Genomic DNA, 26,324 nt, shown 5'->3' with positions numbered 1-26,324 from the left:
TTTGACTGAAAATTAAGCATTTGTACCGAGGATATTAAATCCATTGTATTAGAATTGGCCTGTGTCCGTTTTTTTTGATGGGTTTATAATCCAGTGGATGGAAAATCATCAAATTCTTATTTGCCCAAATCCGGTTTTTTTCTGGAGGCTTTCTTTTCGGCCGTGATCTTTTTGGATTTCAACCGTTTTTCCTTGGATGATTTGGTGGGTTTGGTGGGTTTTCGCTTTTTGGGAATGGTGACGGCCTTTTTGAGCATCTCAAAAAACCGCTTCACCACCAAGTCCTTGTTTCGGTGTTGGCTCCGTGCCTCATCACATTGAAGAACCAAAGCGCCATCATTGGTCAACCGGGATTGTAGTTTAAGCAGAATCCGTTGTTTTTCCCTCTCCGAAAGCCCTTCCGAGGCAGGAATGTTAAATGTGAGCTCCACTTTGGAGGAAACCTTGTTTACATGCTGACCTCCGGCCCCACTGCTTCGCATGGCCTTGAACTGAAGTTCCCTATGTATCTGTTTTTTGTCCAACCTGGAGTCTCTTGTTGATGGTACTCAAAGATACATTAAGAAAAATGGTTGTTTCTTTTTCCTGTTTTTTGTCGGAATTGAAAAAAATGATGGTTCCATCGTCTGCCACCCCTTCATTTAAGTAATGGCTTCCTTTAAAAAACGAACGGTTTACTTCAACCTTGAGCCCCGAAGAATCAGAAAATTTGAACTCATGCGGATATACCAAAACGGACCTATCGATCTCGGAATAGGATTTTAAAAGCTTCATGGGAACATTGTTCACCTGCCCGAACAACGAAGCGGTATAGTAATCTGGGGGATTGCTGTAAAGTTCTTGGGTGTTCTTGTCGGCGATGATCTGCCCTTGTTCCAAAATCAAGGTGCGTTCTGCAAAAGGCAGCACATCACTGGGATCGTGACTTGCAGTGAGCACTGTAATACCCTGTTTCTTTAGATATAAAAACAGATTCCTGCGAAGAGAGTTGCGCTTAAAATTGTCAATATGGCCAAAGGGCTCGTCCAGGAGTAAAATTTCTGGCTCCTGTGCCAAAACCCTGGCCAATGCCACTCTTTGCTGTTGTCCGCCGCTGAGGTATTTTACTTTGGTCTTTGCGTACGATCTCATTTCAATCAGTTCCAGTAGTTCGTTGATTCGGTCTTCGTGTGTTTCGCGTTCGAACACGGAAAGGAACTGCCCGATGTTCTCTTCCACAGTAATGAACGGCATCAAATCAAAATCCTGTGCCAAATATTTCATGTAGGGCTCACCTGGAACCAGATTATAATTGGGCCCAAGCGCTTCTTTGTCACCCCAAAAAACAGCACCTTCTTCCACATGGAGCAATCCGTAGATGATTTTGAGCAGGGTGCTTTTTCCCGAGCCGCTTTCCCCCATCAAGGCCACATGCTCCCCTGGGGAAACTTCAAAAGAAATATCCTTTAAAATGGTCTGGTCTTGGTAACCGAAAGAATCTACTTGAACTTTTAGCATGGAAAAAGAAGGGCTACTGATTTGAGTAGCCCTTTTTATGTTTAATCTTTAAATTCCTTGATCACTGCTTGGTTGGGCAACTCATCATAACCCATATTATAAAAAGTAAACCCAAAAATATCGGCGTATTGCTCAATGGTTTTGCTCACTGGGGTGCCTGCTCCGTGGCCTGCGTTGGTCTCGATTCGAATCAAGGTAGGCTGTTCCCCAGCCTGTTTTTCCTGCAGTTCCGCGGCAAACTTAAAACTGTGTGCGGGCACCACACGATCGTCATGGTCTCCTGTGGTAACCAATGTGGCCGGATATGCCGTGCCTTCCATAACGTTGTGCACTGGGGAGTACCCTTTGATGTATTCGAACATTTCCTCACTGTCTTCGGAAGTTCCATAATCGTAGGCCCAACCTGCTCCCGCAGTAAACGTGTGGTAGCGGAGCATGTCCATTACACCCACGGCGGGCAAGGCTACTTGCATCAAGTCCGGACGCTGGGTCATGGTGGCACCCACCAACAAACCTCCATTTGAACCACCTCGGATGGCGAGATATTCTTTTGAGGTGTATTTATTGTCGATCAGGTATTCGGCAGCAGCAATAAAGTCATCAAATACATTTTGTTTTTGAAGCTTGGTACCGGCAATATGCCATTTTTTACCGTATTCTCCGCCTCCTCTAAGGTTGGGAACGGCGTACACACCGCCTTGCTCCATCCAAACGGCATTAACGATGCTGAAAGAGGGCGTTAGACTAACATTGAACCCTCCATACCCATAAAGAATGGTCGGGTTTTTCCCGTTGAGTTCAGTTCCTTTTTTGTAGGTGATGATCATTGGCACCTTTGTGCCGTCTTTTGAATTGTAGAACACCTGTTTTGATTCGTAATCATCGGGATTGAAATCAATTTGAGGCTTCCAGTATTGCTCGTACTCGCCAGTCTCCACATTGTATTTGTACAATGAACTGGGCGTGTTGTAATTGGTAAAGGAAAAATAGAATTCCTTGTCCTCTTTTTTACCGCCAAAACCTCCCGCGCTTCCTACACCGGGCAGTTTCACTTCACGGACCAAGTTCCCTTCGTAATCATATTGAAGCACTTTGGAAATGGCATCCACCATGTATTCGGTAAAGAAATAACCTCCACCTGTTCCTGCGGTCAATACATTCTCGGTCTCTGGGATAAGGTCTTTCCAATTGTCGGGGGTTGGGTTGGCCGCATCCACGACCACAACTTTCTTGTTGGGCGCCTCACGGTTGGTGACCAAGTACAGTGTGGAACCTTCGTTGTCGATAACATAGGTGTCAGAATCAGTGTCGTCCAAAATGGTTACCAGCTCAGGATTATCTTGGGAAAGGTCCATCATAAACAATTTGTTGCCCGATGTGGAAACCGATGCCGAAATAAAAAGATACTTCTGGTCTTCGGAAACAGAGCCTCCTACGTAGCGGTGCTTTTCCTCGGGGGTGCCCCCAAAAATGATTTTATCCTCCGACTGGGGCGTTCCCAATTTATGATAGTACAGTTTGTGCTGATCTGTTTTTGCGGAAAGCTCGCTTCCTTCGGGCTTGTCGTAGCTGGAGTAAAAGAAACCATCGTTCCCCTTCCAAGAGATGCCGCTGAACTTGATGTCCACCAAGGTGTCCTCTACAATCTCTTTGGATGCTGCATCGATAACAATGCCCTTGCGCCAATCGCTTCCACCTTCGGAAATAAGATAGGCAGCTTTGGAGCCGTCTTTGGTAAAGCTGAGCCCCATTAGGGATGTGGTGCCATCTTCAGAGAAGGTGTTGGGGTCCAAAAAGACCTCTTCTTCGCCACCCTCTTTTTCACGGTATACCACATACTGGTTTTGCAGGCCGTTGTTTTTATAATAATAAGTGTAGTCTCCTTCTTTAAAAGGGGACCCCACTTTTTCGTAGTTCCAGAGTTTTTCCAATCGGTTTTTTAGGTCCTCACGAAAAGGAATCTTGTCCAAATAACCAAAAGTGACCGCATTTTGCTCTTTTACCCATGCTTCGGTCTCCTCGCTACGGTCGTCCTCCAACCAACGATAGGGGTCCGGGACCTCTGTTCCAAAATAATTATCTACGGTGTCAACTTTTTTGGTAGTGGGGTAGTTCACGGTAATGGGTTCTCTTTTTTTAGTGTTTTCCTGGCAGGCTGCAAATAAAACCAAAGCAGCCAACAGACTTATGTTTTTCATGTTTTCTCAGATTGATTTTGGATAAAAATACAATGAATATTGGGTTTTGGGAATAGAGCGTCCTCTAGTTAACTTTTTTTAACCTTCAATTAGTAGACAAATCCATTTTGTCAATCGAAAAGATGCACAGGTCAAACGAATCCTATCACCCGTCAATTCAGGGATTTTTTCTCATCGAATCGTGTTAATATTGACTTAACCCGTAAAATCTTACCGAAATGAACTGGCTCATGCCGCCCATTGGCGTATTGACCCTGTATCTTGGGATGACTTAGTGGAACAAGGATACATTTATAATGGTGGAAGTAATAACCCTGGTCCGGCTGGGACGAGTGCCCGAAGACTTATGGAAAGTTGGGCAACAGGAGTCGAAATTTATCTCACCAATATGAGGTATAGAAGATTGGGACCAAATAGTTATAAATATCAAGGCAAAAAATTACAAGACCAGAAAATTGAAGATGGATATAAGTCTAAGTTTTATACCACAACATTTTATGATATGTATGATTCGTTTAATCAGAGGGATGAACACGGCATTAATGTTCCTATTGATAGGGTTACGGGAGTGACATGGCCAAATATGGAAAAATCCTTAATAGGAACAACTAGATGGGCGGAATGTAGGGAAAAAAACGTTGCAATCTCGGGACAGTCCTATAAAATTCGAGAGTTGTTTAATAATTGGTAAATACATAATAATGAACTTTAAAAATATATTGACATATCTAATTGTCCCATTTCTTATAATTTCTTGTTGGCCAAAGGAACTTGAAGAAACAGGAATGATTGTGATAAACAACGGACTGGACAAAAATGTTCAAATGCGCTTCTTTAGAAATAGTATTCCCAGTGGTCCAGAAATAGTTTCCAAAACAGGTAAAGGAGAAATTTTTAGAGGAGAAGACACATCCACTTTAGTTGTTATTAATCAAATTCTTCAAGCGGATTCCATTGCATTGATTTTTGACAATGAGCGAATTGAAACGCATTTTTTGCATACTGTGGCGCCTGAGGGCCACAGTTTATTTAGTAATGATTCATACATACATGAAGGCAACAAAAGCACATATACAATAGACGCTAAAAATTATATTAATGCCACCCCTTGCAATGGTCCATGTTACTAAATGGAACAAAACAATATTAATCTTGATTCCGCTACTGTTGTTAAACTCTTGCTGGCCAAGAGAAATGGAGGAAACAATCAATCTGGTCATAAACAATGGCTTGGAAAACCGGGTGGACATGCGATTTTTTAGCAATGGTCTTCCAAGTGGTAAAAAAGCAATCTTTATTAGAGGTAAAGGGGAGATTTTCAGGGATGGTGACACAGCTACTATAGTACAAGTCCATGAAATATTGCAGGCGGATTCCATTGTAATAGTTTTTGATAATGAACGTATTGAAACTCATAAACTATTCTACAACGAGCCTCTAGGGAATAACTTATTTGATTTAAGTTCTTACCAAAGAAAAGGGGATACCTATACATACATTATTGATGAAAAAAACTATAACAATGCGATTCCTTGCAATGGTCCATGTTATTAAAATGAGTGAGCACATAAAATTCTTTTAAGGCATATTTTTCAGGCAACCCTTTAAGCAGGCACTTACTTTTTCTACAAGAAACGTTAAGGCATTGTTAACAACTATTTTAACATTATAACATAAAATTGTGAGGAAAAGTATTACATTCATCCGGATTAAAACTAAAAACTAATAGAATTATGAAAAAACCTCTTTTAAAAAGTATGGCACTTGTGGCCAGTACTGGGTTGATTTTATTCTCCTGTTCGGATGAGAGTCAAACTGAAATCGAAAACCTTGAAAATTCAATTGCAGTTCCTGAAACCGAGGAATCGGTACTGTTCAATCAGGGTAGTTACACCATTGATGGTTCGTATATCATTGTCTTTGACCAGAAGGTGACCGGAGATGTGGGCGCTAAGTTCGGAAGTGACTATAAATCGGCCAAAGGAGCTGTAAAACAATTGGCAACGGAAGTTTTGGGAACGCTTCAAATGAAAGGTGATGTAATTGATCATGTGTATAGCAAAACCTTAATGGGTGTATCTGCAAGAATGAGCTCCGCAGATGCCGCTAAGCTGTCAGGAGATAATCGTATTGCCTACATAGAAAAAGACCAAATGTTCACCTTGGCACCACCTCCAGGAAAAGGCCCAGGTGGCGGAGGCGGTGGAGGAGGCTCCGCAGCCCAGGAAACCCCTTGGGGAATTGCTAGGGTGAACGGTGGAACTTCCTACACAGGTAGTAATGTGGCGTGGATCATAGATTCAGGTATTGAGTCTGGTCACGAGGACTTGAACGTTGACGCCAGCCGAGGTTATAATGCCTTTACCAATGGTCCTGATTCTGATTTGACCGTGGATAACAATGGCCACGGGACCCACGTCGCAGGAACAGTAGCAGCCATCAACAATGAAATCGGTGTAGTTGGTGTTGCTGCGGGAGCAACCGTTATTCCTGTTAAGGTTTTGGATCGTCGTGGTAGTGGTTCATATTCAGGGGTAATTGCGGGAATCGATTTTGTTGCCGCAAACGCTTCCAACGGTGATGTGGCCAATATGAGTTTGGGTGGAGGATTTTCCCAAGCCGTAAATGATGCTGTTATCAATGCTTCTTCAGTGGTGAAATTTGCCATTGCAGCAGGTAATGAGAGTGCAGACGCCAATGGTTCTTCGCCTGCCTCTGCCAACGGAAATAACATTTACACCATTTCCGCCATGTCAGAAGGAGATATTTGGGCTTCGTTCTCCAATTACGGAAACCCTCCTGTTGATTATTGTGAGCCCGGTGTAGCCATTAAATCTACATGGCCAGGAGGATACAACACCATCAGTGGAACTTCCATGGCTTCTCCACATGCATGTGGTCTGTTGCTTTTGGGCAACATTGGCAATGGTGGGACAGTAAGTGGTGATCCAGACGGAAATGCCGATACAATCGGTGTTAACTAATACTCACTATCATTATAAAAAGAAAAGGGGGCCAATTGGCCCCCTTTTTTTATTGCTGCTATTCATATTACAGGTAAATCTCATATAAAAAAATTGTAATCAATTGGAACCTGTTATCTATGAATTGAAACCCTGCATCAGTCAATTCAACGATTTTTTTAGGTCTGTTTGGATTAATATTGAGTTAGCCGATGAAATCTTACGACATGAAAAAAATTATTTCACTTTTTGCTGTTATTTTTTGCGTCAATATAACAAGTGCTGGTAATGAGGATTATTTTACGGTTTGTAGTGATTATGCCCATAAGTTAGCATCCTATTATGAATTGGCATATGGAACTGATTACTATTCCATTTATTTTTCAATCTATGGTCATTGTATTGAAGCAGCTTATTGATTAAGGGTATACAAAACCATAAAATGAACAGGTTACTTTTACTTTGGGCAATATTTGCACCACTGTCCCTATTAGCTCAAAAAACTTCTGGATCTGCGGAATACAAGTTGATGCTTAAAAAATCCAAAAACACTGAAATGAAAGGGGCATATCAGAATGATATTGATGAAATCGCAAAACAAGCACTAAACTTTCGATTTGAACTTGTTTTCGATAAACATGCCTCACTTTTTTCTTTGATTAGGAATTTGCCTTTTGATAAGAATAGCTTTAGCACAAAAATGGCCATAACAATCTTTGATGGAGATAAAACTTATTTTACAAATTTGAATGAAAACTACCTTATTGAGAGAAAACAAGTTTTAGGAGAACAATTTCAAGTTAAGTTGGATTTTGATCATCGCGATTGGAAGTTAGCAAATGAAAAAAAGACAATTTTCGGGTATGAATGTTTCAAAGCGATTGGAAAACGAACAAGATTGACCAAAAGCTTTGAAACTGTTGAAACAGAGCTAATTGCCTGGTATTGCCCTGAATTGGCATTTAGGACTGGGCCATTTGAGGCTGTTGGACTTCCCGGTATGGTCCTTCAATTGGATTTAAAAGGGCGTAGTGTTGTCATGACGGATTTAGTATTTAAAGATCAGGGACTAATCGAAAATCCAATGAATGGCCAAACTATTACTCAAAAAGAGTTTGACAGCATTTATGAAAAAAGAATCAAGGTAAAGTTACCACGTTAATAAGCAAAAATTACCACAACCCTTATTTACGATACGGTTTGAGAAGTTTTCGAAACCAAATTGTTTTCCACCAAATACTCCGCAATCTGAACAGCATTGGTTGCTGCACCTTTTCTTAGATTGTCCGCCACGATCCACATGTTCAATGTATTGGGCTGGGTTTCGTCCCTACGGATTCTACCAACGAAAACATCGTCCTTGCCATTGGCAAAAACAGGCATGGGGTAGGTATTGGTTTCGGGATTGTCCTGTACTACAATTCCAGGGGTTTCACTTAAAAGCTGTCTAACTTCCGACAAATCAAAGTCGTTGTGGAACTCCACGTTTACGGACTCCGAGTGTCCGCCAGCGGTCGGGATACGCACAGCTGTGGCAGTTACTGAAAACGTGCGGTCATCCAATATTTTTTGGGGCTCTCGGGCCAATTTCATTTCTTCCTTGGTGTAACCATTATCCAAGAATACATCGCAATGGGGCAATGCATTACGGTTGATGGGGTGGGGATATGCCATTTCCCCATCGATTCCTGCAGCTTCGTTCTCCATTTGTTCAACGGCCTTTACTCCCGTACCGGAAACGGATTGGTAAGTAGAAACAACCACTCGCTTCATTTGATATTTTTTGTGCAAAGGATCCAAAGCAAGTACCATTTGGATGGTGGAGCAGTTGGGGTTGGCTATAATTTTATCCTCGACCGTCAGTTCGTTTGCGTTGATTTCGGGCACTACCAATTTTTTGGTCGGGTCCATACGCCAAGCGGAGGAGTTATCGATTACGGTAGTACCAACTTCTGCAAACTTGGGGGCCCATTCCAAAGAGGTGTCACCTCCTGCGGAGAAAATGGCAATATCAGGTTGAGCCGCTACGGCATCCGCCAAACCTATTACCATATGTTCCTCACCTTTATAAGTAAGCTTTTTACCCACGGATCGTTCCGAGGCAACCAACAACAATTCTGAAATAGGGAAGTTTCGCTCCTCCAACACTTTCAACATGACTTCGCCTACCATTCCGGTGGCACCAACAACTGCTACTTTCATTGTAAAAATATTTCTTGACGCAAAGGTAGTTCAGTCAGCGAGTTAAACAAGCTTTTTTAGCATCAATCAATAAAAAATAACAAAATGTTATAAATAAAACAACCATCAACGTGTTAGCGAAACACGTTGATGGTTTTTAAGGGTTATTGTGATGTAGCGGCGGTACCGAAATACAGTACCAACGATTTTTATTTCTTCAACAGATCTCGGATTTCCGCCAACAGTTCCTCTTGGGTCGGACCCTTTGGAGGTTCTGGTGCAGGCTCCTCTTTTTTCTTCATCTTGTTCACTCCTTTTACAATGAGGAACATAACGAAAGCTACAATGATGAAGTCGATGACATTGGTGAGGAAAGCACCGTAAAGTACGGCTATTTCACCAACAATCTCGCCCGCATCATTAGGGGCCCCTTCGGTGATCACATATTTCAAATCATTGAAATCTGCATTGAACAATAATCCGATCAAGGGAGAAACTATACCTCCCGTGAACGATGATACCACTTCCTTAAAAGCGGCACCCATGACGAAACCTACGGTTATATCCACCAGGTTTCCTTTCATGGCAAAATCTTTAAACTCTTTTAAAAATCCCATTTTTATAGTTGAGTATTGGTTAATCAAAGACAAATTAAGCAAAAAAGTGGTTTGTCAGCGCTTTCTCGCAACAAAAACTATTTTTTAATAACCTCTCTTTTTACCCTTTGCGAAATGGCGGTTAGGATTTCGTAAGAAATGGTGTTTGCGGCGGCCGCAAAATTTTCGGCCGATTTTTGGGGCCCGAACACAATTGCTTCATCACCTTCTTTGCAATCAATTTTGGTAACATCCACCATGATCATGTCCATACAAACGTTGCCCAAAATAGGTGCTTTTTTATTGTTGATGGTCACAAACCCTTTGCCTTTGCCATACTGTCGGCCTATGCCATCGGCGTGCCCGATGGGTAGCGTGGCGCTCTTAATGGCCTGGTCGGACTTAAAAGCACGATTGTATCCTACGGATTCGTTGGCATCAATTTGATGGATTTGTGAAATAATGGTTTTTAGGGTGGCAATAGGTTGTAGCTCTTTATCCACGTGGGCTTGGTTGCCATACCCGTACAGCCCTATTCCACTACGGACCATCTCGAACTGGGCCTCTGGATAATTAATGATGCCAGAAGTGTTCAACATGTGTCGCATGGGAGCATAGCCCAACTTGTCCATGAGCGTATTGCTCATCTTTTTGAAGGAACCAATTTGATTCAGGCTGAAATCACGCTCATTTTTATCTTCAGAGGCAGCCAAATGTGAAAATGCAGAAACTATTTTGATGCATTTGCTATGCATGGTCTCTTCGGCAATAAAATTTACATCCGCCTCGGAAAAGCCCAAACGGTTCAAACCTGTATTGAATTTTATATGGACCGGGTAATCGGTCTGTTTTTGAGCTTTGGCCGCTTCCAGAAATTGTTCAAGGATATTCTTGGAATAGATACTCGGCTCCAAATGGTTCGCGATCAAATCATCAAAATTGGAAGCCAAGGGATGTAATACCAAAATAGGAAGCTGAATACCTGCTTCGCGCAACAAAACCCCTTCGCTTACATAGGCAACCGCCAGATAATCGGCGCCCAATTGCTCTAGTTTTTTGGCTATGGTCACCATGTCGCTTCCGTAGGCAAAAGCCTTTACCACGCCTAAAAATTTGGTTTCAGGCTTTATTTTGGATCGCAAGTAGTTGTAATTGTGTTCCAAGGCCTCAAGGTCCAAGACCAAAGTTGTTTCCCCGACCTTACTCATTGGGCTTTTCTTTTTTGGACGTTACTTCTTCGGAATCCACATCCATTCCCTTGATTTTTTCACGCAACATGGCCTTGTAAAAAGCAGCTCGGCTCAAAGGCTCATATTCCTCTGTTTCACCAAGTAATACCAAATTGTCGTTAAGGGACTTTCTAAAACTGTAGTTGGCCAAGTTGCCCGTTCTGGTGCATACCGCGTGTACTTTGGTCACATATTCCGCCGTGGCCATCAATGCCGGCATGGGGCCAAAAGGATTGCCCTTAAAGTCCATATCCAGGCCCGCAACCACCACGCGCACCCCTCGGTTGGCCAAATCGTTGCATACGGTTACGATTTCGTCATCAAAAAATTGGGCCTCATCTATACCGATTACATCACAGTCGTCCGCCAAAAGCCTAATATTGGCGGCTGCGGGAACAGGGGTGGACCTAATTTCGTTGGAATCGTGGGAGACCACCATTTCTTCATGGTAGCGTGTATCCACAATGGGCTTAAAGATTTCCACTTTTTGCTTGGCAAATTGAGCGCGCTTTAGCCTTCGGATCAGTTCTTCGGTCTTTCCGGAAAACATGGAACCGCAAATCACCTCAATCCATCCAAACTGTTCTTTATGATTGACCGTGTTTTCGAGAAACATACCGTATTTTTGAAAGAAATTGTTTGTTTTTCCGTTATATGGGAACAAGCACAAAGCTACTAAAAAATTGCACCCCTGTTTTCAATAAGATTTTAACCTTTTGTTGATAGGGTATTGGCAAAATCGTTATATTTTTATAGGTAAAGAAGAAAAGCTATGATACGGAAATTGAGGGAAGAGTTGATCAAGTTGTCCACAGAGATAATCACGGCAAGAGAGGATACCGATCTTGCGGCACTTTATGAGAAGTCCAAAGAGATTTATGAGAAGTTGGCCGTTCTGAAATTCATAGATGAAAAACTGAGCGATGTTGAGGTGGATGTCTCCCAAAATGTGATAGCCTCAAGGTTCGAGAAAATGGCCAATGCCGTGTTGAGCGGAAATACCTCTGTACCAGAAAGTAACCCACACCAAGAAGATATTATGACCCCGGGGATGGACACCATAAAGGACATGGTCTCCGAGATGCCCTCTAATGCCGACTTGGAAAAGGTGTTTGCCGAGTTTGTGGCCAAACCCGATTTTATGAAAAACGATAAGGAAAACTTGGCCCCCAAAGAAGAAAGTGTTGTATCATCGCAACAGAAGAAGCCAAAATCCTTGAATGATACGCTGGCCAAAGATTTTCAAGTTGGGCTCAACGATAAATTGGCCTTTGTTAAACATTTGTTCAACAACAGTATGGAGGATTATACTCGAGTGCTTTCCCAACTCACTACCATAGATTCGGAGGAACGCTCCATTGCATTCATCAATAATATGGTAAAGCCCGAGTACAATAATTGGGAAGGCAAGGAAGAGTACGAAGCCCGTTTTTTGGCGCTTATCGAGAGAAGATTCGCTTAAATTCATTTTTCCAAGATTAATTTAAAAGTAAGACCCTAACTTTGGTCCATGGGAAAGTTATATCTAGTTCCAACGCCAATCGGAAATTTGGAGGACATAACCCTTCGTGCCATTAAGGTGCTCAAGGAAGTGGATGTGGTTTTGGCCGAAGACACCCGAACCAGCGGAAAGTTGCTCAAGCATTACGAAATAAATACTCCTCTGCAGAGCCACCACATGCACAACGAACATAGACAGGTTGATGGATTGGTGGAAAAAATGAAAGAGGGTACAACTTACGCACTTATTTCCGATGCGGGTACCCCTGCCATTTCCGACCCTGGATTTTTATTGACCCGCGCTTGTGTTGAAAACAATGTTGAAGTGGAATGTTTACCTGGAGCAACAGCTTTTGTTCCCGCCTTGGTGAACAGCGGATTGCCCAATGATCGATTTGTTTTTGAAGGTTTTTTACCTGTAAAAAAGGGACGCCAGACCCGACTTTTGGAACTCGCGGAAGAAACCCGGACCATGGTTTTTTACGAATCCCCTCATAAACTCATTAAAACCTTGACCCATTTTGCTGAGTATTTTGGGGAAGACAGACCAGTCTCCGTATCCAGGGAATTGACCAAATTATACGAGGAAACGGTTCGAGGAACCGTTACGGAAGTATTGGAGCATTTCAAAAACAAGCCACCTAAAGGTGAATTTGTGATTGTGGTCGGCGGAAAAAAATAACGGTCTCGTTAATATCGGGAACCATCGTGCTTCCCTTTTTCCCAACCTACTTCGCCCAAATATTTTTCTGCACTTTCCACGGCACCGTCTTCAATGTTGGTTCCCATAGAATCGTTCCAGCGATTGAGGTACCCAAAAAGTGAGATTACCCCCATCATTTCCACGATTTCCCCATCGTTCCAATGTTGGTGCAACCGCTTTTTAATGTTTGCATTAACGGTATTTGGAACCTGTGAGGCCGCCAAGGCAAAATCTAGCGCCGCCCTTTCCGCATGGGAAAAAGCACTATGGGTCCGATATTCCCAAATGTTGTCCAATTGCTCTTGTTTTGCGCCATAACGTTCTGCTGCTCTAATGGCATGGGCCTGACAATACCGACAGCCCGTAGCGTTGCTGCTTACCCAAGCAATCATTCGTTTCAATGCAGAAGTTACACGACCCTCATTGGTCATTACGGCTTTGTTAAGGTTAATGAACGCCTTGGATATCGCCGGTCTGTGCTGCATTGTTAGCACGGAATTGGGACAGAACCCAAGGGTTTCGTCAAAGAACTCCGCCAGTTCTTTGGTTTCTGGATCGTGATCGGGGGAAAGGGGGTTTACTAAGGCCATGTATGAGATTTTATATTGTATTTTTGATACCCTTACAAGAAACAAAAATTTAATTTCATGACAAATCACGTTACTACTACATGGTTGGGTGGAACCACTTTTGAGAGCACAAATCCTTCTGGTCACACCATTAAAATTGATACATCTCCAGAACATGGAGGAGGAGGTGGGGGACTACGCCCCAAGGCATTAATGTTAACTTCGTTGGCAGGATGTTCTGGACTGGACGTAGCATCACTTATGAAAAAAATGAAGCTTGAAGTGGAAGAGTTCAAGATAGAGACCATCGCCAATCTTACCGATGAGCACCCTAAATACTACGACTCCGCAGTAATCGAGTATCATTTTACAGGAGCCAACCTCAAGGAGGACAAGCTTAAAAAAGCCGTAGACCTTTCCGTAGAAAAGTATTGTGGTGTTATGGAAATGTTCAGAAAATTTGCCAAATTGGACATTAAGATTTTCTATCACAAGAAATAAGCAAAGCACCAAGGGCAATAACCTCTAGTTCCTTTTTGGTGACACGGGCTTTTTATCAAGCCTTTGTATTAAGCTGTCAACATTAAAATCAAGGTCAAATGTGGCTAAAAAAGAATGGGTTATATCTGCTGTTGGCGATTTCCGTCATCTTGGCAATACTAGGGGTGGCGACCTCAAACTTTATCTTTAAATCCGGTACCGCGGGCATGGGGATTATTATTATCCTTTGGCTTAATCTGCGGTTAAAAAACAGCGCTAAGGATACCTGGTGGATTTTTGCGGCATTTTTGTTTTCCATCGTAGGGGATTGGTTTTTATCCAACATGAGCGGGAACAGCCTCATGTTCATAAAGGGAATTGCCCTCTTTTTTTTGGCACATGTAGGGTATTTGCTCTACGCTGTATTCAACGGGCGTATAAAAGTAGTCTTTACGGGAATTTTGCTCGTGGCCTATTTGGCATTTTTCTTTTTAGTGCTCTATCCCAATTTTACCGATGTCCCATTGATGGTCGCATCTTTGGTGTATTTGCTCATCTCCTGTTTTTCTTTGGGAGTGGCCGTTGGGATGAGGGGTGGCCTAGCCGCAAAGCAAAGTTTTGTTTTGGGGATTGTCCTGATTATTTTTTCCGATACCATAATCGCTTTTAAAGAATTTGTGGATTATCATACCTTCGATTTTCTGATTACACCAACCTACTACCTCGCCCATATTTTTATTACATTTTCACTTATCAAAAGATTTGAAAGCAACGTCCCAAATCCAAATTAATACCTGATATGCGCTGGACCATAAAACCAAAACCTGAACAAGAATCCATTGACCATCTTTCCGAAGCTTTGGGAGTAGATGATTTGGTGGCCCAATTACTGATTCAGCGGGGAATAACCAATTACGAAGAGGCCAAGGCATTCTTTCGCCCAGAGTTGAGCCATCTGCACGATCCTTTTTTAATGAAGGACATGCAAAAAGCCGTTGAGCGGATAGAGCAAGCCATGTCCAATGGAGAAAACATTTTGGTTTATGGAGATTATGATGTGGATGGAACCACTTCGGTAGCTTTGATGAGCTCCTACCTATTGGAGTCTTATCCTAATGTGGCGACCTATATACCCGACCGTTATTTGGAGGGATATGGTGTTTCGTTCCAGGGAATCGATTTTGCTGCGGACAACGATGTTAGTCTCATGATAGCCCTGGATTGTGGCATCAAGGCCATTGACCAGATAAAATACGCCAAGGAAAAGGGTATTGATGTCATCGTTTGTGATCACCACCGACCGGGCCAAAAATTGCCCAATGCCGTTGCGGTTCTGGACCCCAAACAGGATGATTGTGCATATCCTTACAAAGAACTTTGTGGATGTGGTGTTGGCTTTAAACTGATTCAGGCGCTGGCCGTCAAGCAGGGAAAGAGCATTGATGACATTTTGCTTTATCTGGATCTAGTGGCCACTGCCATTGCCGCGGACATAGTTCCGATTACAGGAGAAAACCGTGTGCTGGCCTATTATGGACTGATGGTCATCAACGAAAACCCACGAACAGGGATCAAAGCACTGATCGATCAAACTAAGAAACGGGAACTTACCATTACGGATGTGGTGTTCATCATTGCCCCGCGAATCAATGCCGCAGGCCGGATAAAACACGGTCAACATGCCGTTGCTTTGCTTACCGAGACCAACTTTACCCAAGCACAGCAGTTTGCCTCAGAAATTGAACTGTTCAATACCGAACGGAGAAGCTTAGATCAGGAAATCACACAAGAAGCCTTGCTGCAAATCCAAGAAAACAAGGAAGAGGACAAGTACACATCGGTAGTTTATAACGAAAATTGGCACAAAGGTGTAATAGGCATTGTAGCATCACGATTAACGGAAACGTATTACAGACCTACCTTGGTTTTTACTAAAAGTGGGGATAAATTGGCAGCTTCCGCCCGTTCGGTAAAGGGGTTTGACATTTACAATGCGCTAGAGGGCTGTTCCGATTGTTTGGAGCAGTTCGGGGGACACATGTACGCTGCAGGACTCACCTTGTTGGAAGGGCAGTACGAAGCCTTTAAGGAACAATTCGAAAAAGTGGTGTCGGAAACCATCGATCCAAAACTGTTACAGCCCGAAATTTCTGTGGATGCCAAAATCTCAATGCATCAAATTACGCCAAAATTGATGCGAATCTTGAAGCAATTTGCCCCGTTTGGCCCTGGAAATATGACCCCTGTATTCATGGCCGAAGGATTAAAGGATACAGGCTATGCCCGCGGAGTTGGGGAAGGTGAAAAACATTTAAAATGCAGTCTCTATCAAATAGGTTCCAATCCGATTGGGGGCATTGGTTTTAATTTAGGTGATAAATTGACCAGAGTTAAGGGGATAAAACCGTTTGATGCCGTATTTTCGTTGGACGAAAATGAATGGAACGGGACGGTGAGCCTTCAACTAAAACTAAGAGATATTCGCTAGCTATTTATGGACCCCTACGCAGCACTTCGCTATAAGGAATTCAACATATTTTTAATTGTTCGCTTTGCCATGGTATTTGCATGGTCCATGCAGTTTATTGTTATTGAATGGCAAGTCTATTCCTTGACCAAAGATCCACTTTCATTGGGTATTATCGGATTGATGGAAGTGATTCCAGCGGTGAGCATGGCCCTTTTTGCAGGTCATATTGTTGATCAGCGGGAAAAAAGAAACCTTTTGGTGACCTGCATTGCTGGATTCTCGGTGATCAGTCTTGGGCTGTTCTTGTTGAGCTGGCCAGGGCTTGAAGAAGCATGGGCCTCTAAAACCATACTGTATTCCATTTATGCCTTGGTGTTTTTAGGTGGATTTGTACGCTCTTTTTTGGGACCGACCATATTTTCGTTGATTGCTTTGATCGTTCCCAAAAAGATATATCCGAATGCAGCTACCTGGAGCAGTTCCACTTGGCAGTTGGCATCGGTTTTGGGACCTGCGCTTGCAGGATTTTCCATTAGTTGGATCGGAGTGCATTGGAGCATGTGCGTTATTTTCGGCTTTTCTTTGTTCGCTTTGATCTTTCTCTTCAAGATACCCAAAAAACCCATTATGAATCCAAAAATTGGTGAGCCCGTATTCCAAAGTTTACGGGACGGACTCAAATTTGTTTTTGGCAATAAGGCCATTTTTGGTGCGCTGACTTTGGATATGATCGCCGTACTTTTTGGTGGTGCCGTGGCGCTATTACCTGTTTATGCCCAAGATATTTTGCATGTGGGCTCCGAAGGATTTGGAATTTTAAGGGCGGCCCCAGCTGTTGGAGCCTCCATTACCATGTTGGGCTCCACGAGGTTTCCGCTGCACAGAAACGCTGGTAAAAAATTGCTGATGGCTGTGTTTGCTTTTGGAATATGTATTATCGTTTTTGGATTGTCGGAACTGTTTTGGTTATCGGTGATCGCCCTGTTCCTCAGTGGTGCCGTGGATGGTGTTTCCATGATCATTCGCCAGACCATTTTACAATTAAAGACTCCTGACAATATGCGCGGCAGGGTGGCTTCCGTAAACTCCATGTTCGTGGGGTCGTCCAATGAGTTAGGTGCTTTTGAAAGTGGATTGGCGGCCAAATTATTGGGAACTGTAACTGCGGTGGTTTTTGGCGGATGCATGACCTTGCTTACGGCCGGTACAACCGCAATTGTATCTCCGACCTTTAGGCGATTGGACCTTCAGGATGATATTGATTTGCACGAAAAAGAAGATTAATCTTCCAGTTTTTCCAAAGTCAACTTTTCTCCATCAAACACAGCGTAGGTAAAATAGGAAATCCAATCCCCAAGATTGGTGTAGGTGGACTTTTCATTGAGTTTGATTTCCATGGGCAGGTGGCGATGACCAAAAATAAAATGATCATAGTGTTGTTGCTCCAACTTGCGCTTGGCATATAAGATCAGCCATTCCTTGTCCTCGCCCAAGAATTTGGCATCCGCTTCTCCAGAAATTATCTTATTGTTCACGGATAGATGTTGACCTAAACGAACGCCCAAGTCCGGGTGCAGCCACTTAAAAAACCATTTTGCGATTGGATTGGTAAACACCTTTTTCATGCGTTTAAAACCTTTGTCGTGTGGACCCAAACCATCGCCATGGCCAATAAAAAAAGAGGTGTCGTTGATAAGGAACTGCTGCGGTTTGTGGTATACGGGAATGTTGAGCTCTTCTTCAAAATACCCGTTCATCCAAAGATCGTGATTGCCCACAAAATAGGAAATGGGAATGCCCATATCAGATAGTTCGGCGAGTTTTCCCAAGGTACGTGTAAAGCCTTTGGGAACTACGGTTTTGTACTCGAACCAAAAGTCAAAAAGGTCGCCCATTAAAAAAATGGCCGCGGCATCATCCTTAATGGAGTCGAGCCAGGCCACAAATTTTTTCTCACGGGGCAAACTGTCCTTTCGGGTGGGTGCCCCGAGGTGGTTATCGCTCGCGAAATAGACTTTTTTGCCTTTAGGAAGTGAGATGTTGTCCAATGGGTCTACGGAAAAAGTTTATAGATGTCATTTCGTTTTACAAAACGAGACAATATTAGGGTATTGTTTTCGTAATAAAAACCAAGTCGGTATGAACCTATTCGCATTCTGAAGGCATTCGGGTGTCCTGCTAGTTTCTTAATGGATTTAAGCTCGTCCAAAACCTTGGCCTCTTTCATTTCGAGAATGATAAGCTTCAACTTTTGCTTTATCTTTTTATCATTAATCTTTCTTAAATCTTTTTCAAGTGATTTATGATATTTGATTTTCATTCATCAAGAACTTTAAAGACATCTTCCTCACTGACAAAGTCTTCTTTGTCTGTCTGTTGCATCAAAAGTAGAAGCCCAAGGTCTTCCTTCTCTTCTTCTGATAGCTTTTCGAAACGTTCCAGTTCTTTGTTTTTCACATATTCAACCACAGCCTTTTCCATCAAGGCCTTAACGCTCAAGTTTTCAAAAGCGGAAAGCACTTTGAGTTTTACTACCAGTGACTTATCGACTTCAATCAGTTTTTTAACATGTCCCATAAAACTTGGTCTCTCAAATTCTATACCAACAAATATATAAAATATATATTTTATATATTATTTTTTGTAACGTCGGTTGCTTCGTATTCTGTTGACCACATACACAACGATCACGAATAGGGCCAATATGGGGAACAATAAATCAGTCATAATTTCTTTTACTTTTTAAATTTTTCCAATGCTTTTTTAGTGTTTGGGGAGAGTGCCAATCTTCCTGATGCTTCGGCACGCTCCAACAATAGGTCGTCCCAGTGCTCGGTTCCTTCCCACAATACTTTTTTCATTTCAGCGAGAGCTTCGGGGTTATAGGTTGCCAGTTTTTGCAGGTGAATGTCCAGCTCTTTGTCCATTTCGGAAATGGAGTCGTATACCTTGGCGTAGAGGCCTTGTTCTTTGGCCCAATAGGCGTTTTTCCACTCCGTGGGATACAAAGTAAGTTCTGCCAAAGCGGCTTTTCCCATTTTACGTTCCACAGCGGGAGCGATGACAAATGGACCTATTCCTATGGAAATCTCGGATAGTTTGATGGCTGCTGCTTCGGTGGCATGCACATAATCGCAGGCCGAGGCCAATCCGACCCCGCCACCAACGGTTTTCCCTTGAACCCGACCTATGATCGGCTTGGGACACTTGCGCATGGCATTGATCACATTGGCGAAGCCGCTAAAAAACTGCTTGCCTTCTTCCAAATTGGAAACGGCCACCAATTCATCAAAAGAGGCACCTGCACAAAAAGCTCTTTCCCCTTCGGATTTTAATACAATAACCGAAACTTCATCGTTTTTCCCGAGCTTGTCAAATTCCTTGGCGAGTCTGGCCAATAATTCGGACACAAAGGAGTTACTGGCCGGATGGCCAAATTCGACCGTGGCAATCCTATTTTCTATATGGGTATATAAACTTCCGTTGGTTCTATCTGTTGTCATTAAAATTGATTATCAGATGTCTGTGGGCACTAAATTAAGGGTTTTGCACCAAGGGTCTGAACTTTCTTCTAAATTTCCAGACCAGGGAGAATCCGCGAATCATCATCCAGACCACAAAGGCGATCCAAATGGCATAAAAACCAAGACCTAGGTACATGCCTAGGTAAAGACAAGGAATAAACCCTAAAAAGGTAGCTGCCAGGAGCACATTACGCAGATATTTCATTTCGCCCATACCTTTGAAAATCCCATCAAAAATAAAGGCCAAAGTGTTCATCGGCAATCCTAAGATCACGATGTAAAAAATACTGTAGAAGGTGTTGAGCACGATTTCCTCATTCGAAAAAAGGTGACCAATGGGGCGATACAAAATAAAACCGATGCACATGAGGGCAAGACTTACAACCATACCGTATTTAAATATGGTCTTGGCGAGTTTCCATAGCCCATCGTAATCCTCGGCACCCAACAGTTTGCCTCCCATACTATTGCCCGCTGCGGCGTAGCCATCAATGAAAAACGCGGCGAACAACCAAAGGTTAACGGCAATGGTGTGGGCCCCTATAAAGCGGTCGCCCAATGTGGTGGCTTCACGCACGGCCAGCATTAAGGCGGCATTGAGTGCCAGGGTCCTCACAAAAAGGTTAAGACTCATAAAAATAAGTCGCTTGATCTCTTTGTTCAGCGGAAAGGTCAGTTTCATGCTGATGTCCGTCTTCTTCACCAATAAAATAAGCGCCAATATGGCCATTATGGCCTGGGCAATCAAACTGGCCCATGCAGCACCTTCCAAATACAGTGCGGGGACAACCCCTTCTATTCCATATACCAAGACAAAGTCCAACAGGATGTTGAGACCCGCACCCAGCATAGCGATGACCATGGGGTAAAAGGTGTTCTGCAACCCGCGGAATATACCGAACACGGCAAAGGTGAAAAGGGTGAGTGGGAACCCCCAAACCCGAATGGAATAATAGGAAACGCAGTATTCCAAGATTTTTCCCGATGCATTGAAGAGCGTAAAAATCTCCTCGATCACGAAAATGGTGGTGAGCAGTACCACAATGCTCAAAAGAATGTTGAGGAAAATGGCCTGCGCGGGCATATTTTTAACCTCGTCCAGTCGTCCTGCACCCAAATATTGGGATATGATGGCGGAAATGGAGCTACGGGTCTGGCCCAGTACCCAAATAAGCATGGACAAAAAGGAACCCACGATTCCGGCTGCCGCAAGCGATTCCAGACCATCTACCGGTATGTTGCCCACTATGGCCGTATCCGTAATGGAAAGGATGGGTTCTGCAATGCCCGAAATGGTTGCGGGAATTGCCAATTGGTTAATGCTCCTAAAATTTACCTGTGTGCTCAAATCGGGCGCAAGTTACAGCACTAATTCATAACAATGAAAAGGATGCTCGCTTTGTTTGGGAAAGAAGATATCGCCGAGTTTTTGATATCCTCTTTGTTCATAAAAACGTTGGTTTCTTTTGTTCTGCGAAAAAGTGTCCAAGCGCACAGAGATAAAACCTTTTTCTTTGGAAAAATTTTCAGCAAAATCCATCATTCGTTGGGCCAGTCCCTTGCCTTGAAGGTCTGGGTGGACCGAAAGGCGGTGGATATAGGTGCTGTTCCCGTTTTGGGTCAGCCATTGTATGGGCTTGTATTCTTCATCCATTAGAGTGGAAATGACGATGGTACCCTGAATACCGTCGTTTTTGGCTATCACAAAAAGTTCATCCCGTTCAATGTCTTTGATGAACGCTTCTTTGGATGGATAGTGCTCGTTCCATTGAAAAATACCGTTCTCCTGCATTTTTTTGGCACAAGCCTGGGTTATGGTCAAGATATCGGGTATTTCAGATATCTTTGCACGTCTTATCATTGATTCGTTTCAATTAAATTGTAAATTTAAGGTTTAATCGTAATCACCAAACCATGAACAATATACTTGTACCCATTGGAACTTCTCCAGATTCTTCCCAAACATTGCAATACGCTGTTGACTTTGCCTCAAATTTTGGAGCGCAGGTCTATGTAATGGATGTGTTTAATGTAACTACGGCAGTAGGAAGCTTGGCCAATGTTGAAGAAAAGGTGGCCAAGAGCAGCAAGGAACACTTAAAAGAAGTGATAGACCAAGTGGACACCAAAGGGGTGCAGATAAAAATGGCCACGTACAATGGTGATATTATCGATGGTTTAAAGAGCATCAACAAGGAACTTGGAATAGACCTGATCATTATTGCGCCCAGAAGTAACGATATTCAAGAAGAACTTTACTTGGGCAACACTTCGGGCAGGATCATAAAACAAACCGAGATACCTACATTGATCGTTCCCAAAGGAACAACCTTTACACCTGTAAAAAAGATATTGACCGCGTTTGGGTCTGGAATATTAAAGCGAAGCAGTATTCTGACCCCATTGGTTATGATCAAAAACAAATTTAGGTCAGAGGTAAGCCTGTTATTGGTAAAGAGACCCGGATATACGGAGGACGATCTTAAGGTGAACACGGCTTTAATGGATTTAAGCTCACATTTGTCCATTACCGAAAACGGAACCACGTATTTGGGCGTAACGGAATATTTCCAAAAAGAGCACCCGGATATGTTGTGCGTATTCCGAAGAAAGCGAGGGTTCTTTAAAAAACTATGGGAAAAGAACACGATTCCAAAGTCGGAATTCTTTGTAAAGATACCCGTACTGGTCCTCAGCGTTAAAAAAGATTAAGGAAGCGGCGCAATTTTTGATACTTTCGGAAAAAAGTAGTTATTTTGCGCTCACTTTGGGGGATTAGCTCAGTTGGCTAGAGCGCTTGCCTGGCAGGCAAGAGGCCACCGGTTCGAATCCGGTATTCTCCACGATCAAGCGCAAGGTGTTGCGTTTAAAACGAATAAAAGCCGCCAAATGCATTTGAGCGGCTTTTGTGTTTTTAAATGCCCATGACCTAAGTCATGGACCTTGCATTTGCAGAACTGGAGTACACGGAACAACGTGTTAATCCGACATGCTCCACTAAACTCTTAAAAGCACCTCATAAACGGGGTGCTTTTTTTATGGAATATTTTGTTTACATATTATATAGCCAATCCATCGATAAATTTTATGTTGGACATTGTCAGAATTTGGAAGATAGAATAAGCCGACACAATGGTGACAGGTCCAAATACACAAAAATCGCTATGGATTGGGAAGTAAAATATACCGAGAGTTTTTCTACCAGGGGTAAAGCTATGGAGAGGGAAAGGGAGATCAAAAGAAAAAAAAGTAGAAAGTACATTGAATTTCTCATTTCTGAAGATAAAGGCTAGAGCGCTCCGAAGGCATCCCTGTTGGTTTGTTTTCACAAAGGGAGGGAATTTAGTTTAAGCTAGGAGGTAACAATGAATTATAGGCATTGTTAGGCACATTATTTATTTTTCCGTCACATATTATGGTTTATCAAAATCACCAATCTTTTGTCAGGTGCAATTAAATAGAAGTTTGTACTTCCACCGATATCAAATGAATAATATGCTCCTGGCTGATTTGCTATATCTCTTATAAAATCTTGCCTATCTACAATTTCACCTTTCCAACCACCATAAGACGGCGTTACGAATTCTAAAATCTCATATTCAATCTCTTTAACTGGGGTTTTTGTCCATCTAATATCAGCGAATTCTTTTGTAGGAAGGCTGTCGAAAAACTCCTTATCAGGATTTTTAAAATATTCGGCAGTTTCTTCACTGAACTTATAAATGTCCAAGGTATAGCCTTCTCCACGGACACTAATTTCTTCGTAATCAAACTCTTTCCAACTCCAAAATTTCTTCCCAGTCAATTCACTTGTTCTGTCTTGTATGTGGAAGTTTTTGAAAGTGGAAATATCTGAAGTTCCCAAGTCAGAAGAATCAGAATGGTGCTCAAAATGAAAACTTGAATCGCAAAGGATTTCTTCTTTCCTTTTTTGTAAAGTCGAAATAGTCGAACTATCCAAACTATGAGCCCGATAAGTAGTCCAATAAGAACCAATAATATGATTAGGTAAAATCCCATTTTTCAATTGTGTGCCAACCTGTTTATTTAATCAACTTTCCTCGGCATATACCATCACAAGGGTAGGCTAGGCCCAAGTATGGTAATTTTTTTCGCTGTACTTTCACCCCTCCCCAATCTCCTTGATTTTTTGAAGACAGATGTCCTTGGTCAATTGTTGTAGCTCCGCAACTTTGGCCGATAAATACTCCAGATCGGCTTGGGTAACGTGGTATTCCTCCATTTTATAGCGGGCATCTATATAGGCGCGCTTCAACAGCTCAAACAGCCTTTGTTCTTCTTCGTTCTCTTTTGGAAAAACAGCAAACCTTTGGTCGCACATGTCCACTTTTATGCCCAGGGTCTCCAGGTTATGGTCTTTGGGGCGGTAGTCCGTGAACACCAATAATATGGTGGTGTAGTAGCGCTCCACAGCTTGATGGAGTTCAAAAGCGGCTTTATGATAATCTTTCCTGTCAACACCATGTTGAAAATCAATCAAGAAACTATTAGCACTTTTGAACCACTGGTCAAAGTGTTCCTGTGCCTTTTGTTGGCTCTCTTGCGGGGTCAACACTTTGGGCGGGGCCAGCTCAAACTTTTCCGAGTTGTACAGCACAACACCTTCTTTTTTAATGTCCTTAAAAAAGTAATTGCCAAGGCGCAGGGCTTGGTTCAGGTGTTTTATGCCGTGGAATATGATGTTTACGGGCGTGTTTACCTTTCCAGTGGTGATCAGTTCCGCCTTTACCTTGTCCTCTATCCGAAACTTTTGTTTCAGGTCCTCATGGGTGAGCACTACCAAGATATCGTAGTCGCTCCGGTACTCGTAGGTAATGCCCTTTTCCACATAGGTGTCCTCCACCCAATTGCCCCGTGCGTAGCTGCCAAAGAGCAGTACCATTTCCACTTCCTTGAAGGAGGATAGTAGGGTGGTCAGGAGGCTCAGTTCCTTTTGTTTGGATTGGGGAAGATGGTCTAAAGATTTGTTCACCCATGCAAAGTAAGAAATAATTTGCTGAGGGGGGATGTGCTACCATGTTGGGAATATCTTCTTGAACTTCCTTGGCAATTCATCCGTTATATGGATGTGCTCGTTGGTAAAAGGATGCTCAAATTCCAGTGCATAGGCATGTAAATACAGTCCTTTGCCTTTTAAAAGTAAGCCCTCCAAGGCATAATCCTTATCTCCGAGAATGGGATTTCCCAAACCGTGCAGATGCTTTCGCAATTGGTGTCTTCTGCCTGTTTTTGGGTGTAATTCCACCAAATTCAGTGTCCCGAAACGCTCCGAGGGTACGGATTCGAGTACTTTATATTCCGAATGGGATGGTTTCCCGTCTATTTCGGCAGTGATGGTTCCGCTTTGCTTCATATTGCCAATAGTAACCGCGTAGTAGGTTTTGGAAATAAACTTATCCTCGAACATTTTGTTCAAAGCGCGGATGCTGCTGTTGGTTTTGCCGACCAACACAATGCCCGTTGTGGCATAATCCAATCGGTGAACAGGTTGCGGAGTAGTGGTGTCCGAAAGCTGACTGGGCCGAAGGTTTTGTGGCAGGGCATTGGCCAAGGTCTTGAACTTGTTGCCACTTACTTCGATGCCGGCAGGTTTGTGCACGGCCGCGAGATGTTCGTCCTCAAACAAGACTTTTAACGGAAAATAGAGCTGCTTTTTTGGCTTTGTTTCTGTTGGAATACGGAGCGTGATGTGTTCTCCACCGCTAATCAAGGTTGCCGTGCTGGCACTAACCCCATCAACGGAAACGTACTTTTTTTTAATGGCCTTTTTAAGTGCCGATTTGGTAGGTATGGCCTCAAAAATACCCACGCCATATTCCTGTAACCGCTGGGGAGCAGCAATGTTCGGGACGATATGGGTTTCGGTGGTGTTGATGTATTGTTTGATTTTTTGTTGGCCTAGGATACAAGAATATCAAAGCGGGTTAAAACATCTGAAGGCTAAATTTAGTTATCTAAAGTATCATATTTTAAAAAGGGGATTAATCTCTCCAAAATCTGTTTGTCAAATAAAGCAGCAGTTAACGAGCCCAATGCATACATAAGAATATCAATCCAATCAAACGTGGAGCCAAAAAAGTAAATTCCAAAATATTGCATGGTTTCACTAAAGGTCATCACAGAAAAACAGATAATTACCTTTATATACCATTTTCTAAGAAACCGGAATTGAATTTCGTTCATCCACAGCGAAAAATAAGCTGCGAAAGGTATCATGATGTCCGAGGCAAAACTGTAATAATACTTATATGCGTTCCCCGACAAATAACTTCCAAGCCTAAATGCATGGATTGCGGCAATCGTCAATAGAATCATAACTCCAATACATGTTCGGGTTCTTTGGTTTTGCTTATCGCTGACGCCCATGTTATTTGTTATAAGATATTCCTCAAT

32 protein-coding genes and 1 tRNA gene are annotated in these 26,324 nt (G+C 42.8%); 15 read left to right on the top strand and 18 right to left on the bottom strand.

Annotation, left to right across the window (positions count from 1 at the left end):
- Positions 1–116: 116 nt before the first annotated feature.
- From arfB to J0X13_RS09750, 3 genes are read right to left on the bottom strand one after another with little or no spacing between them, the layout of a single operon-like run.
- Positions 117–524 carry an alternative ribosome rescue aminoacyl-tRNA hydrolase ArfB gene (arfB, locus tag J0X13_RS09760; RefSeq protein ID WP_207071243.1) on the bottom strand — a complete coding sequence of 136 codons (408 nt, stop codon included), beginning with the start codon at positions 522–524 and terminating at the stop codon, positions 117–119.
- Entirely contained in the window at positions 502–1,497 is a 996-nt protein-coding gene (locus tag J0X13_RS09755) for a sulfate/molybdate ABC transporter ATP-binding protein (RefSeq protein ID WP_207071242.1), read from the bottom strand. The genes arfB and J0X13_RS09755 overlap by 23 nt, the downstream gene beginning before the upstream one ends.
- A 41-nt stretch (positions 1,498–1,538) precedes the next feature.
- Entirely contained in the window at positions 1,539–3,695 is a 2,157-nt protein-coding gene (locus J0X13_RS09750) for a prolyl oligopeptidase family serine peptidase (RefSeq protein WP_207071241.1), read from the bottom strand.
- Between the two features lie 388 nt (positions 3,696–4,083).
- Here J0X13_RS09750 and J0X13_RS09745 point away from each other — a divergent pair, with 388 nt between their 5' ends.
- From J0X13_RS09745 to J0X13_RS09720, 6 genes are all read left to right on the top strand, one after another.
- Positions 4,084–4,386: a hypothetical protein gene (locus tag J0X13_RS09745; protein WP_207071474.1), complete on the top strand. Its 303-nt coding sequence runs from the start codon at positions 4,084–4,086 to the stop codon at positions 4,384–4,386.
- 10 nt (positions 4,387–4,396) lie between these two features.
- Complete coding sequence (locus J0X13_RS09740) at positions 4,397–4,825, top strand: hypothetical protein (protein ID WP_242535696.1); 429 nt, start codon at positions 4,397–4,399, stop codon at positions 4,823–4,825.
- A gap of 22 nt (positions 4,826–4,847) precedes the next feature.
- Entirely contained in the window at positions 4,848–5,249 is a 402-nt protein-coding gene (locus tag J0X13_RS09735) for a hypothetical protein (RefSeq protein WP_242535695.1), read from the top strand.
- A 179-nt stretch (positions 5,250–5,428) separates the two neighbouring features.
- Positions 5,429–6,679, top strand: coding sequence for a S8 family serine peptidase (locus J0X13_RS09730; RefSeq protein ID WP_207071240.1), 1,251 nt, complete (start codon positions 5,429–5,431; stop codon positions 6,677–6,679).
- A 206-nt stretch (positions 6,680–6,885) separates the two neighbouring features.
- Positions 6,886–7,077: a hypothetical protein gene (locus tag J0X13_RS09725; protein WP_207071239.1), complete on the top strand. Its 192-nt coding sequence runs from the start codon at positions 6,886–6,888 to the stop codon at positions 7,075–7,077.
- A 23-nt stretch (positions 7,078–7,100) separates the two neighbouring features.
- On the top strand, positions 7,101–7,820 hold the full coding sequence (locus J0X13_RS09720) for a GLPGLI family protein (RefSeq protein WP_207071238.1): 720 nt from the start codon (positions 7,101–7,103) through the stop codon (positions 7,818–7,820).
- 26 nt (positions 7,821–7,846) lie between these two features.
- Here the strand turns inward: J0X13_RS09720 and J0X13_RS09715 are convergent, their stop codons facing one another.
- From J0X13_RS09715 to J0X13_RS09700, 4 genes are all read right to left on the bottom strand, one after another.
- Positions 7,847–8,860 (bottom strand): aspartate-semialdehyde dehydrogenase, encoded by a 1,014-nt coding sequence (locus J0X13_RS09715; RefSeq protein WP_207071237.1) that lies wholly within the window; start codon positions 8,858–8,860, stop codon positions 7,847–7,849.
- 188 nt (positions 8,861–9,048) lie between these two features.
- Positions 9,049–9,456 carry a large-conductance mechanosensitive channel protein MscL gene (gene mscL / locus J0X13_RS09710; RefSeq protein WP_207071236.1) on the bottom strand — a complete coding sequence of 136 codons (408 nt, stop codon included), beginning with the start codon at positions 9,454–9,456 and terminating at the stop codon, positions 9,049–9,051.
- Between the two features lie 77 nt (positions 9,457–9,533).
- Entirely contained in the window at positions 9,534–10,643 is a 1,110-nt protein-coding gene (gene alr / locus J0X13_RS09705) for an alanine racemase (protein ID WP_207071235.1), read from the bottom strand.
- Positions 10,636–11,280, bottom strand: coding sequence for a thymidine kinase (locus J0X13_RS09700; RefSeq protein WP_207028516.1), 645 nt, complete (start codon positions 11,278–11,280; stop codon positions 10,636–10,638). The genes alr and J0X13_RS09700 overlap by 8 nt, the downstream gene beginning before the upstream one ends.
- A 156-nt stretch (positions 11,281–11,436) precedes the next feature.
- On the opposite strand from J0X13_RS09700, the gene J0X13_RS09695 reads away from it, so the two are divergent.
- Entirely contained in the window at positions 11,437–12,126 is a 690-nt protein-coding gene (locus J0X13_RS09695) for a DUF8457 domain-containing protein (protein WP_207071234.1), read from the top strand.
- A gap of 48 nt (positions 12,127–12,174) precedes the next feature.
- Complete coding sequence (rsmI, locus tag J0X13_RS09690; protein ID WP_207071233.1) at positions 12,175–12,846, top strand: 16S rRNA (cytidine(1402)-2'-O)-methyltransferase; 672 nt, start codon at positions 12,175–12,177, stop codon at positions 12,844–12,846.
- Positions 12,847–12,854: 8 nt separating this feature from the next.
- On the opposite strand, the gene J0X13_RS09685 is transcribed toward rsmI, so the two are convergent.
- On the bottom strand, positions 12,855–13,457 hold the full coding sequence (locus J0X13_RS09685; protein WP_207071232.1) for a carboxymuconolactone decarboxylase family protein: 603 nt from the start codon (positions 13,455–13,457) through the stop codon (positions 12,855–12,857).
- Positions 13,458–13,514: 57 nt separating this feature from the next.
- Between J0X13_RS09685 and J0X13_RS09680 the strand changes: the two genes are divergently transcribed.
- From J0X13_RS09680 to J0X13_RS09665, 4 genes are all read left to right on the top strand, one after another.
- Positions 13,515–13,937 (top strand): OsmC family protein, encoded by a 423-nt coding sequence (locus tag J0X13_RS09680; RefSeq protein ID WP_207071231.1) that lies wholly within the window; start codon positions 13,515–13,517, stop codon positions 13,935–13,937.
- Positions 13,938–14,035: 98 nt separating this feature from the next.
- Entirely contained in the window at positions 14,036–14,707 is a 672-nt protein-coding gene (locus J0X13_RS09675; protein WP_207071230.1) for a lysoplasmalogenase, read from the top strand.
- A gap of 8 nt (positions 14,708–14,715) precedes the next feature.
- Positions 14,716–16,404 (top strand): single-stranded-DNA-specific exonuclease RecJ, encoded by a 1,689-nt coding sequence (gene recJ, locus J0X13_RS09670; RefSeq protein WP_207071229.1) that lies wholly within the window; start codon positions 14,716–14,718, stop codon positions 16,402–16,404.
- A 6-nt stretch (positions 16,405–16,410) separates the two neighbouring features.
- A complete protein-coding gene (locus tag J0X13_RS09665) occupies positions 16,411–17,670 on the top strand; it encodes an MFS transporter (RefSeq protein ID WP_207071228.1) in 1,260 nt (419 codons plus the stop codon).
- Here the strand turns inward: J0X13_RS09665 and J0X13_RS09660 are convergent.
- The 6 genes from J0X13_RS09660 to J0X13_RS09635 form a co-directional block, all read right to left on the bottom strand.
- Complete coding sequence (locus J0X13_RS09660; RefSeq protein ID WP_207071455.1) at positions 17,667–18,425, bottom strand: UDP-2,3-diacylglucosamine diphosphatase; 759 nt, start codon at positions 18,423–18,425, stop codon at positions 17,667–17,669. The genes J0X13_RS09665 and J0X13_RS09660 overlap by 4 nt on opposite strands.
- A gap of 14 nt (positions 18,426–18,439) precedes the next feature.
- Positions 18,440–18,706 carry a type II toxin-antitoxin system RelE family toxin gene (locus tag J0X13_RS09655; protein WP_207028500.1) on the bottom strand — a complete coding sequence of 89 codons (267 nt, stop codon included), beginning with the start codon at positions 18,704–18,706 and terminating at the stop codon, positions 18,440–18,442.
- Positions 18,703–18,963, bottom strand: coding sequence for a hypothetical protein (locus tag J0X13_RS09650; protein ID WP_207071227.1), 261 nt, complete (start codon positions 18,961–18,963; stop codon positions 18,703–18,705). The genes J0X13_RS09655 and J0X13_RS09650 overlap by 4 nt, the downstream gene beginning before the upstream one ends.
- Before the next feature lie 158 nt (positions 18,964–19,121).
- Complete coding sequence (locus J0X13_RS09645; RefSeq protein WP_207071226.1) at positions 19,122–19,889, bottom strand: enoyl-CoA hydratase/isomerase family protein; 768 nt, start codon at positions 19,887–19,889, stop codon at positions 19,122–19,124.
- A 34-nt stretch (positions 19,890–19,923) separates the two neighbouring features.
- On the bottom strand, positions 19,924–21,258 hold the full coding sequence (locus tag J0X13_RS09640) for an MATE family efflux transporter (RefSeq protein WP_207071225.1): 1,335 nt from the start codon (positions 21,256–21,258) through the stop codon (positions 19,924–19,926).
- A 12-nt stretch (positions 21,259–21,270) separates the two neighbouring features.
- Positions 21,271–21,771 carry a GNAT family N-acetyltransferase gene (locus J0X13_RS09635; protein WP_207071224.1) on the bottom strand — a complete coding sequence of 167 codons (501 nt, stop codon included), beginning with the start codon at positions 21,769–21,771 and terminating at the stop codon, positions 21,271–21,273.
- A gap of 53 nt (positions 21,772–21,824) precedes the next feature.
- On the opposite strand from J0X13_RS09635, the gene J0X13_RS09630 reads away from it, so the two are divergent.
- The 3 genes from J0X13_RS09630 (at position 21,825) to J0X13_RS09620 (ending at position 23,203) form a co-directional block, all read left to right on the top strand.
- Positions 21,825–22,622, top strand: coding sequence for a universal stress protein (locus J0X13_RS09630; protein WP_207071223.1), 798 nt, complete (start codon positions 21,825–21,827; stop codon positions 22,620–22,622).
- 57 nt (positions 22,623–22,679) lie between these two features.
- Positions 22,680–22,753 (top strand) — tRNA-Ala (locus J0X13_RS09625).
- 93 nt (positions 22,754–22,846) lie between these two features.
- Positions 22,847–23,203, top strand: a complete 357-nt coding sequence (locus J0X13_RS09620) for a GIY-YIG nuclease family protein (protein ID WP_242535693.1) — start codon at positions 22,847–22,849, stop codon at positions 23,201–23,203.
- 113 nt (positions 23,204–23,316) lie between these two features.
- Here J0X13_RS09620 and J0X13_RS09615 read toward each other — a convergent pair whose 3' ends face one another.
- From J0X13_RS09615 to J0X13_RS09600, 4 genes are all read right to left on the bottom strand, one after another.
- Positions 23,317–23,937 (bottom strand): hypothetical protein, encoded by a 621-nt coding sequence (locus J0X13_RS09615; protein ID WP_207071222.1) that lies wholly within the window; start codon positions 23,935–23,937, stop codon positions 23,317–23,319.
- 96 nt (positions 23,938–24,033) lie between these two features.
- Entirely contained in the window at positions 24,034–24,903 is an 870-nt protein-coding gene (locus J0X13_RS09610) for a HEPN domain-containing protein (RefSeq protein ID WP_207071221.1), read from the bottom strand.
- 39 nt (positions 24,904–24,942) lie between these two features.
- On the bottom strand, positions 24,943–25,740 hold the full coding sequence (locus J0X13_RS09605) for an RluA family pseudouridine synthase (RefSeq protein WP_313786692.1): 798 nt from the start codon (positions 25,738–25,740) through the stop codon (positions 24,943–24,945).
- Positions 25,741–25,877: 137 nt separating this feature from the next.
- On the bottom strand, positions 25,878–26,297 hold the full coding sequence (locus J0X13_RS09600; RefSeq protein ID WP_207071220.1) for a hypothetical protein: 420 nt from the start codon (positions 26,295–26,297) through the stop codon (positions 25,878–25,880).
- Between the last annotated feature and the right edge of the window lie 27 nt (positions 26,298–26,324).

The sequence above is a fragment of the [Muricauda] lutisoli (nom. illeg.) genome (genome assembly GCF_017313105.1).
Lineage (GTDB): Bacteria > Bacteroidota > Bacteroidia > Flavobacteriales > Flavobacteriaceae > Flagellimonas > Flagellimonas lutisoli.
Note: the sequence above shows the minus strand (reverse complement) of the source record. Positions and strands in the feature narration are given on the sequence as shown.

Coding starts and splice junctions, on each gene's coding strand:
- J0X13_RS09750 (WP_207071241.1), bottom strand. CDS start 3,695: ATGAAAAACATAAGTCTGTTGGCTGCTTTGGTTTTATTTGCAGCCTGC.
- J0X13_RS09650 (WP_207071227.1), bottom strand. CDS start 18,963: ATGGGACATGTTAAAAAACTGATTGAAGTCGATAAGTCACTGGTAGTA.
- J0X13_RS09740 (WP_242535696.1), top strand. CDS start 4,397: ATGAACTTTAAAAATATATTGACATATCTAATTGTCCCATTTCTTATA.
- J0X13_RS09720 (WP_207071238.1), top strand. CDS start 7,101: ATGAACAGGTTACTTTTACTTTGGGCAATATTTGCACCACTGTCCCTA.
- recJ (WP_207071229.1), top strand. CDS start 14,716: ATGCGCTGGACCATAAAACCAAAACCTGAACAAGAATCCATTGACCAT.
- alr (WP_207071235.1), bottom strand. CDS start 10,643: ATGAGTAAGGTCGGGGAAACAACTTTGGTCTTGGACCTTGAGGCCTTG.
- J0X13_RS09685 (WP_207071232.1), bottom strand. CDS start 13,457: ATGGCCTTAGTAAACCCCCTTTCCCCCGATCACGATCCAGAAACCAAA.
- J0X13_RS09630 (WP_207071223.1), top strand. CDS start 21,825: ATGAACAATATACTTGTACCCATTGGAACTTCTCCAGATTCTTCCCAA.
- J0X13_RS09635 (WP_207071224.1), bottom strand. CDS start 21,771: ATGATAAGACGTGCAAAGATATCTGAAATACCCGATATCTTGACCATA.
- J0X13_RS09755 (WP_207071242.1), bottom strand. CDS start 1,497: ATGCTAAAAGTTCAAGTAGATTCTTTCGGTTACCAAGACCAGACCATT.
- J0X13_RS09725 (WP_207071239.1), top strand. CDS start 6,886: ATGAAAAAAATTATTTCACTTTTTGCTGTTATTTTTTGCGTCAATATA.
- J0X13_RS09715 (WP_207071237.1), bottom strand. CDS start 8,860: ATGAAAGTAGCAGTTGTTGGTGCCACCGGAATGGTAGGCGAAGTCATG.
- J0X13_RS09655 (WP_207028500.1), bottom strand. CDS start 18,706: ATGAAAATCAAATATCATAAATCACTTGAAAAAGATTTAAGAAAGATT.
- J0X13_RS09745 (WP_207071474.1), top strand. CDS start 4,084: ATGAGGTATAGAAGATTGGGACCAAATAGTTATAAATATCAAGGCAAA.
- J0X13_RS09600 (WP_207071220.1), bottom strand. CDS start 26,297: ATGGGCGTCAGCGATAAGCAAAACCAAAGAACCCGAACATGTATTGGA.
- J0X13_RS09665 (WP_207071228.1), top strand. CDS start 16,411: ATGGACCCCTACGCAGCACTTCGCTATAAGGAATTCAACATATTTTTA.
- J0X13_RS09620 (WP_242535693.1), top strand. CDS start 22,847: ATGGACCTTGCATTTGCAGAACTGGAGTACACGGAACAACGTGTTAAT.
- J0X13_RS09700 (WP_207028516.1), bottom strand. CDS start 11,280: ATGTTTCTCGAAAACACGGTCAATCATAAAGAACAGTTTGGATGGATT.
- J0X13_RS09730 (WP_207071240.1), top strand. CDS start 5,429: ATGAAAAAACCTCTTTTAAAAAGTATGGCACTTGTGGCCAGTACTGGG.
- J0X13_RS09645 (WP_207071226.1), bottom strand. CDS start 19,889: ATGACAACAGATAGAACCAACGGAAGTTTATATACCCATATAGAAAAT.
- J0X13_RS09680 (WP_207071231.1), top strand. CDS start 13,515: ATGACAAATCACGTTACTACTACATGGTTGGGTGGAACCACTTTTGAG.
- rsmI (WP_207071233.1), top strand. CDS start 12,175: ATGGGAAAGTTATATCTAGTTCCAACGCCAATCGGAAATTTGGAGGAC.
- J0X13_RS09695 (WP_207071234.1), top strand. CDS start 11,437: ATGATACGGAAATTGAGGGAAGAGTTGATCAAGTTGTCCACAGAGATA.
- J0X13_RS09675 (WP_207071230.1), top strand. CDS start 14,036: ATGTGGCTAAAAAAGAATGGGTTATATCTGCTGTTGGCGATTTCCGTC.
- mscL (WP_207071236.1), bottom strand. CDS start 9,456: ATGGGATTTTTAAAAGAGTTTAAAGATTTTGCCATGAAAGGAAACCTG.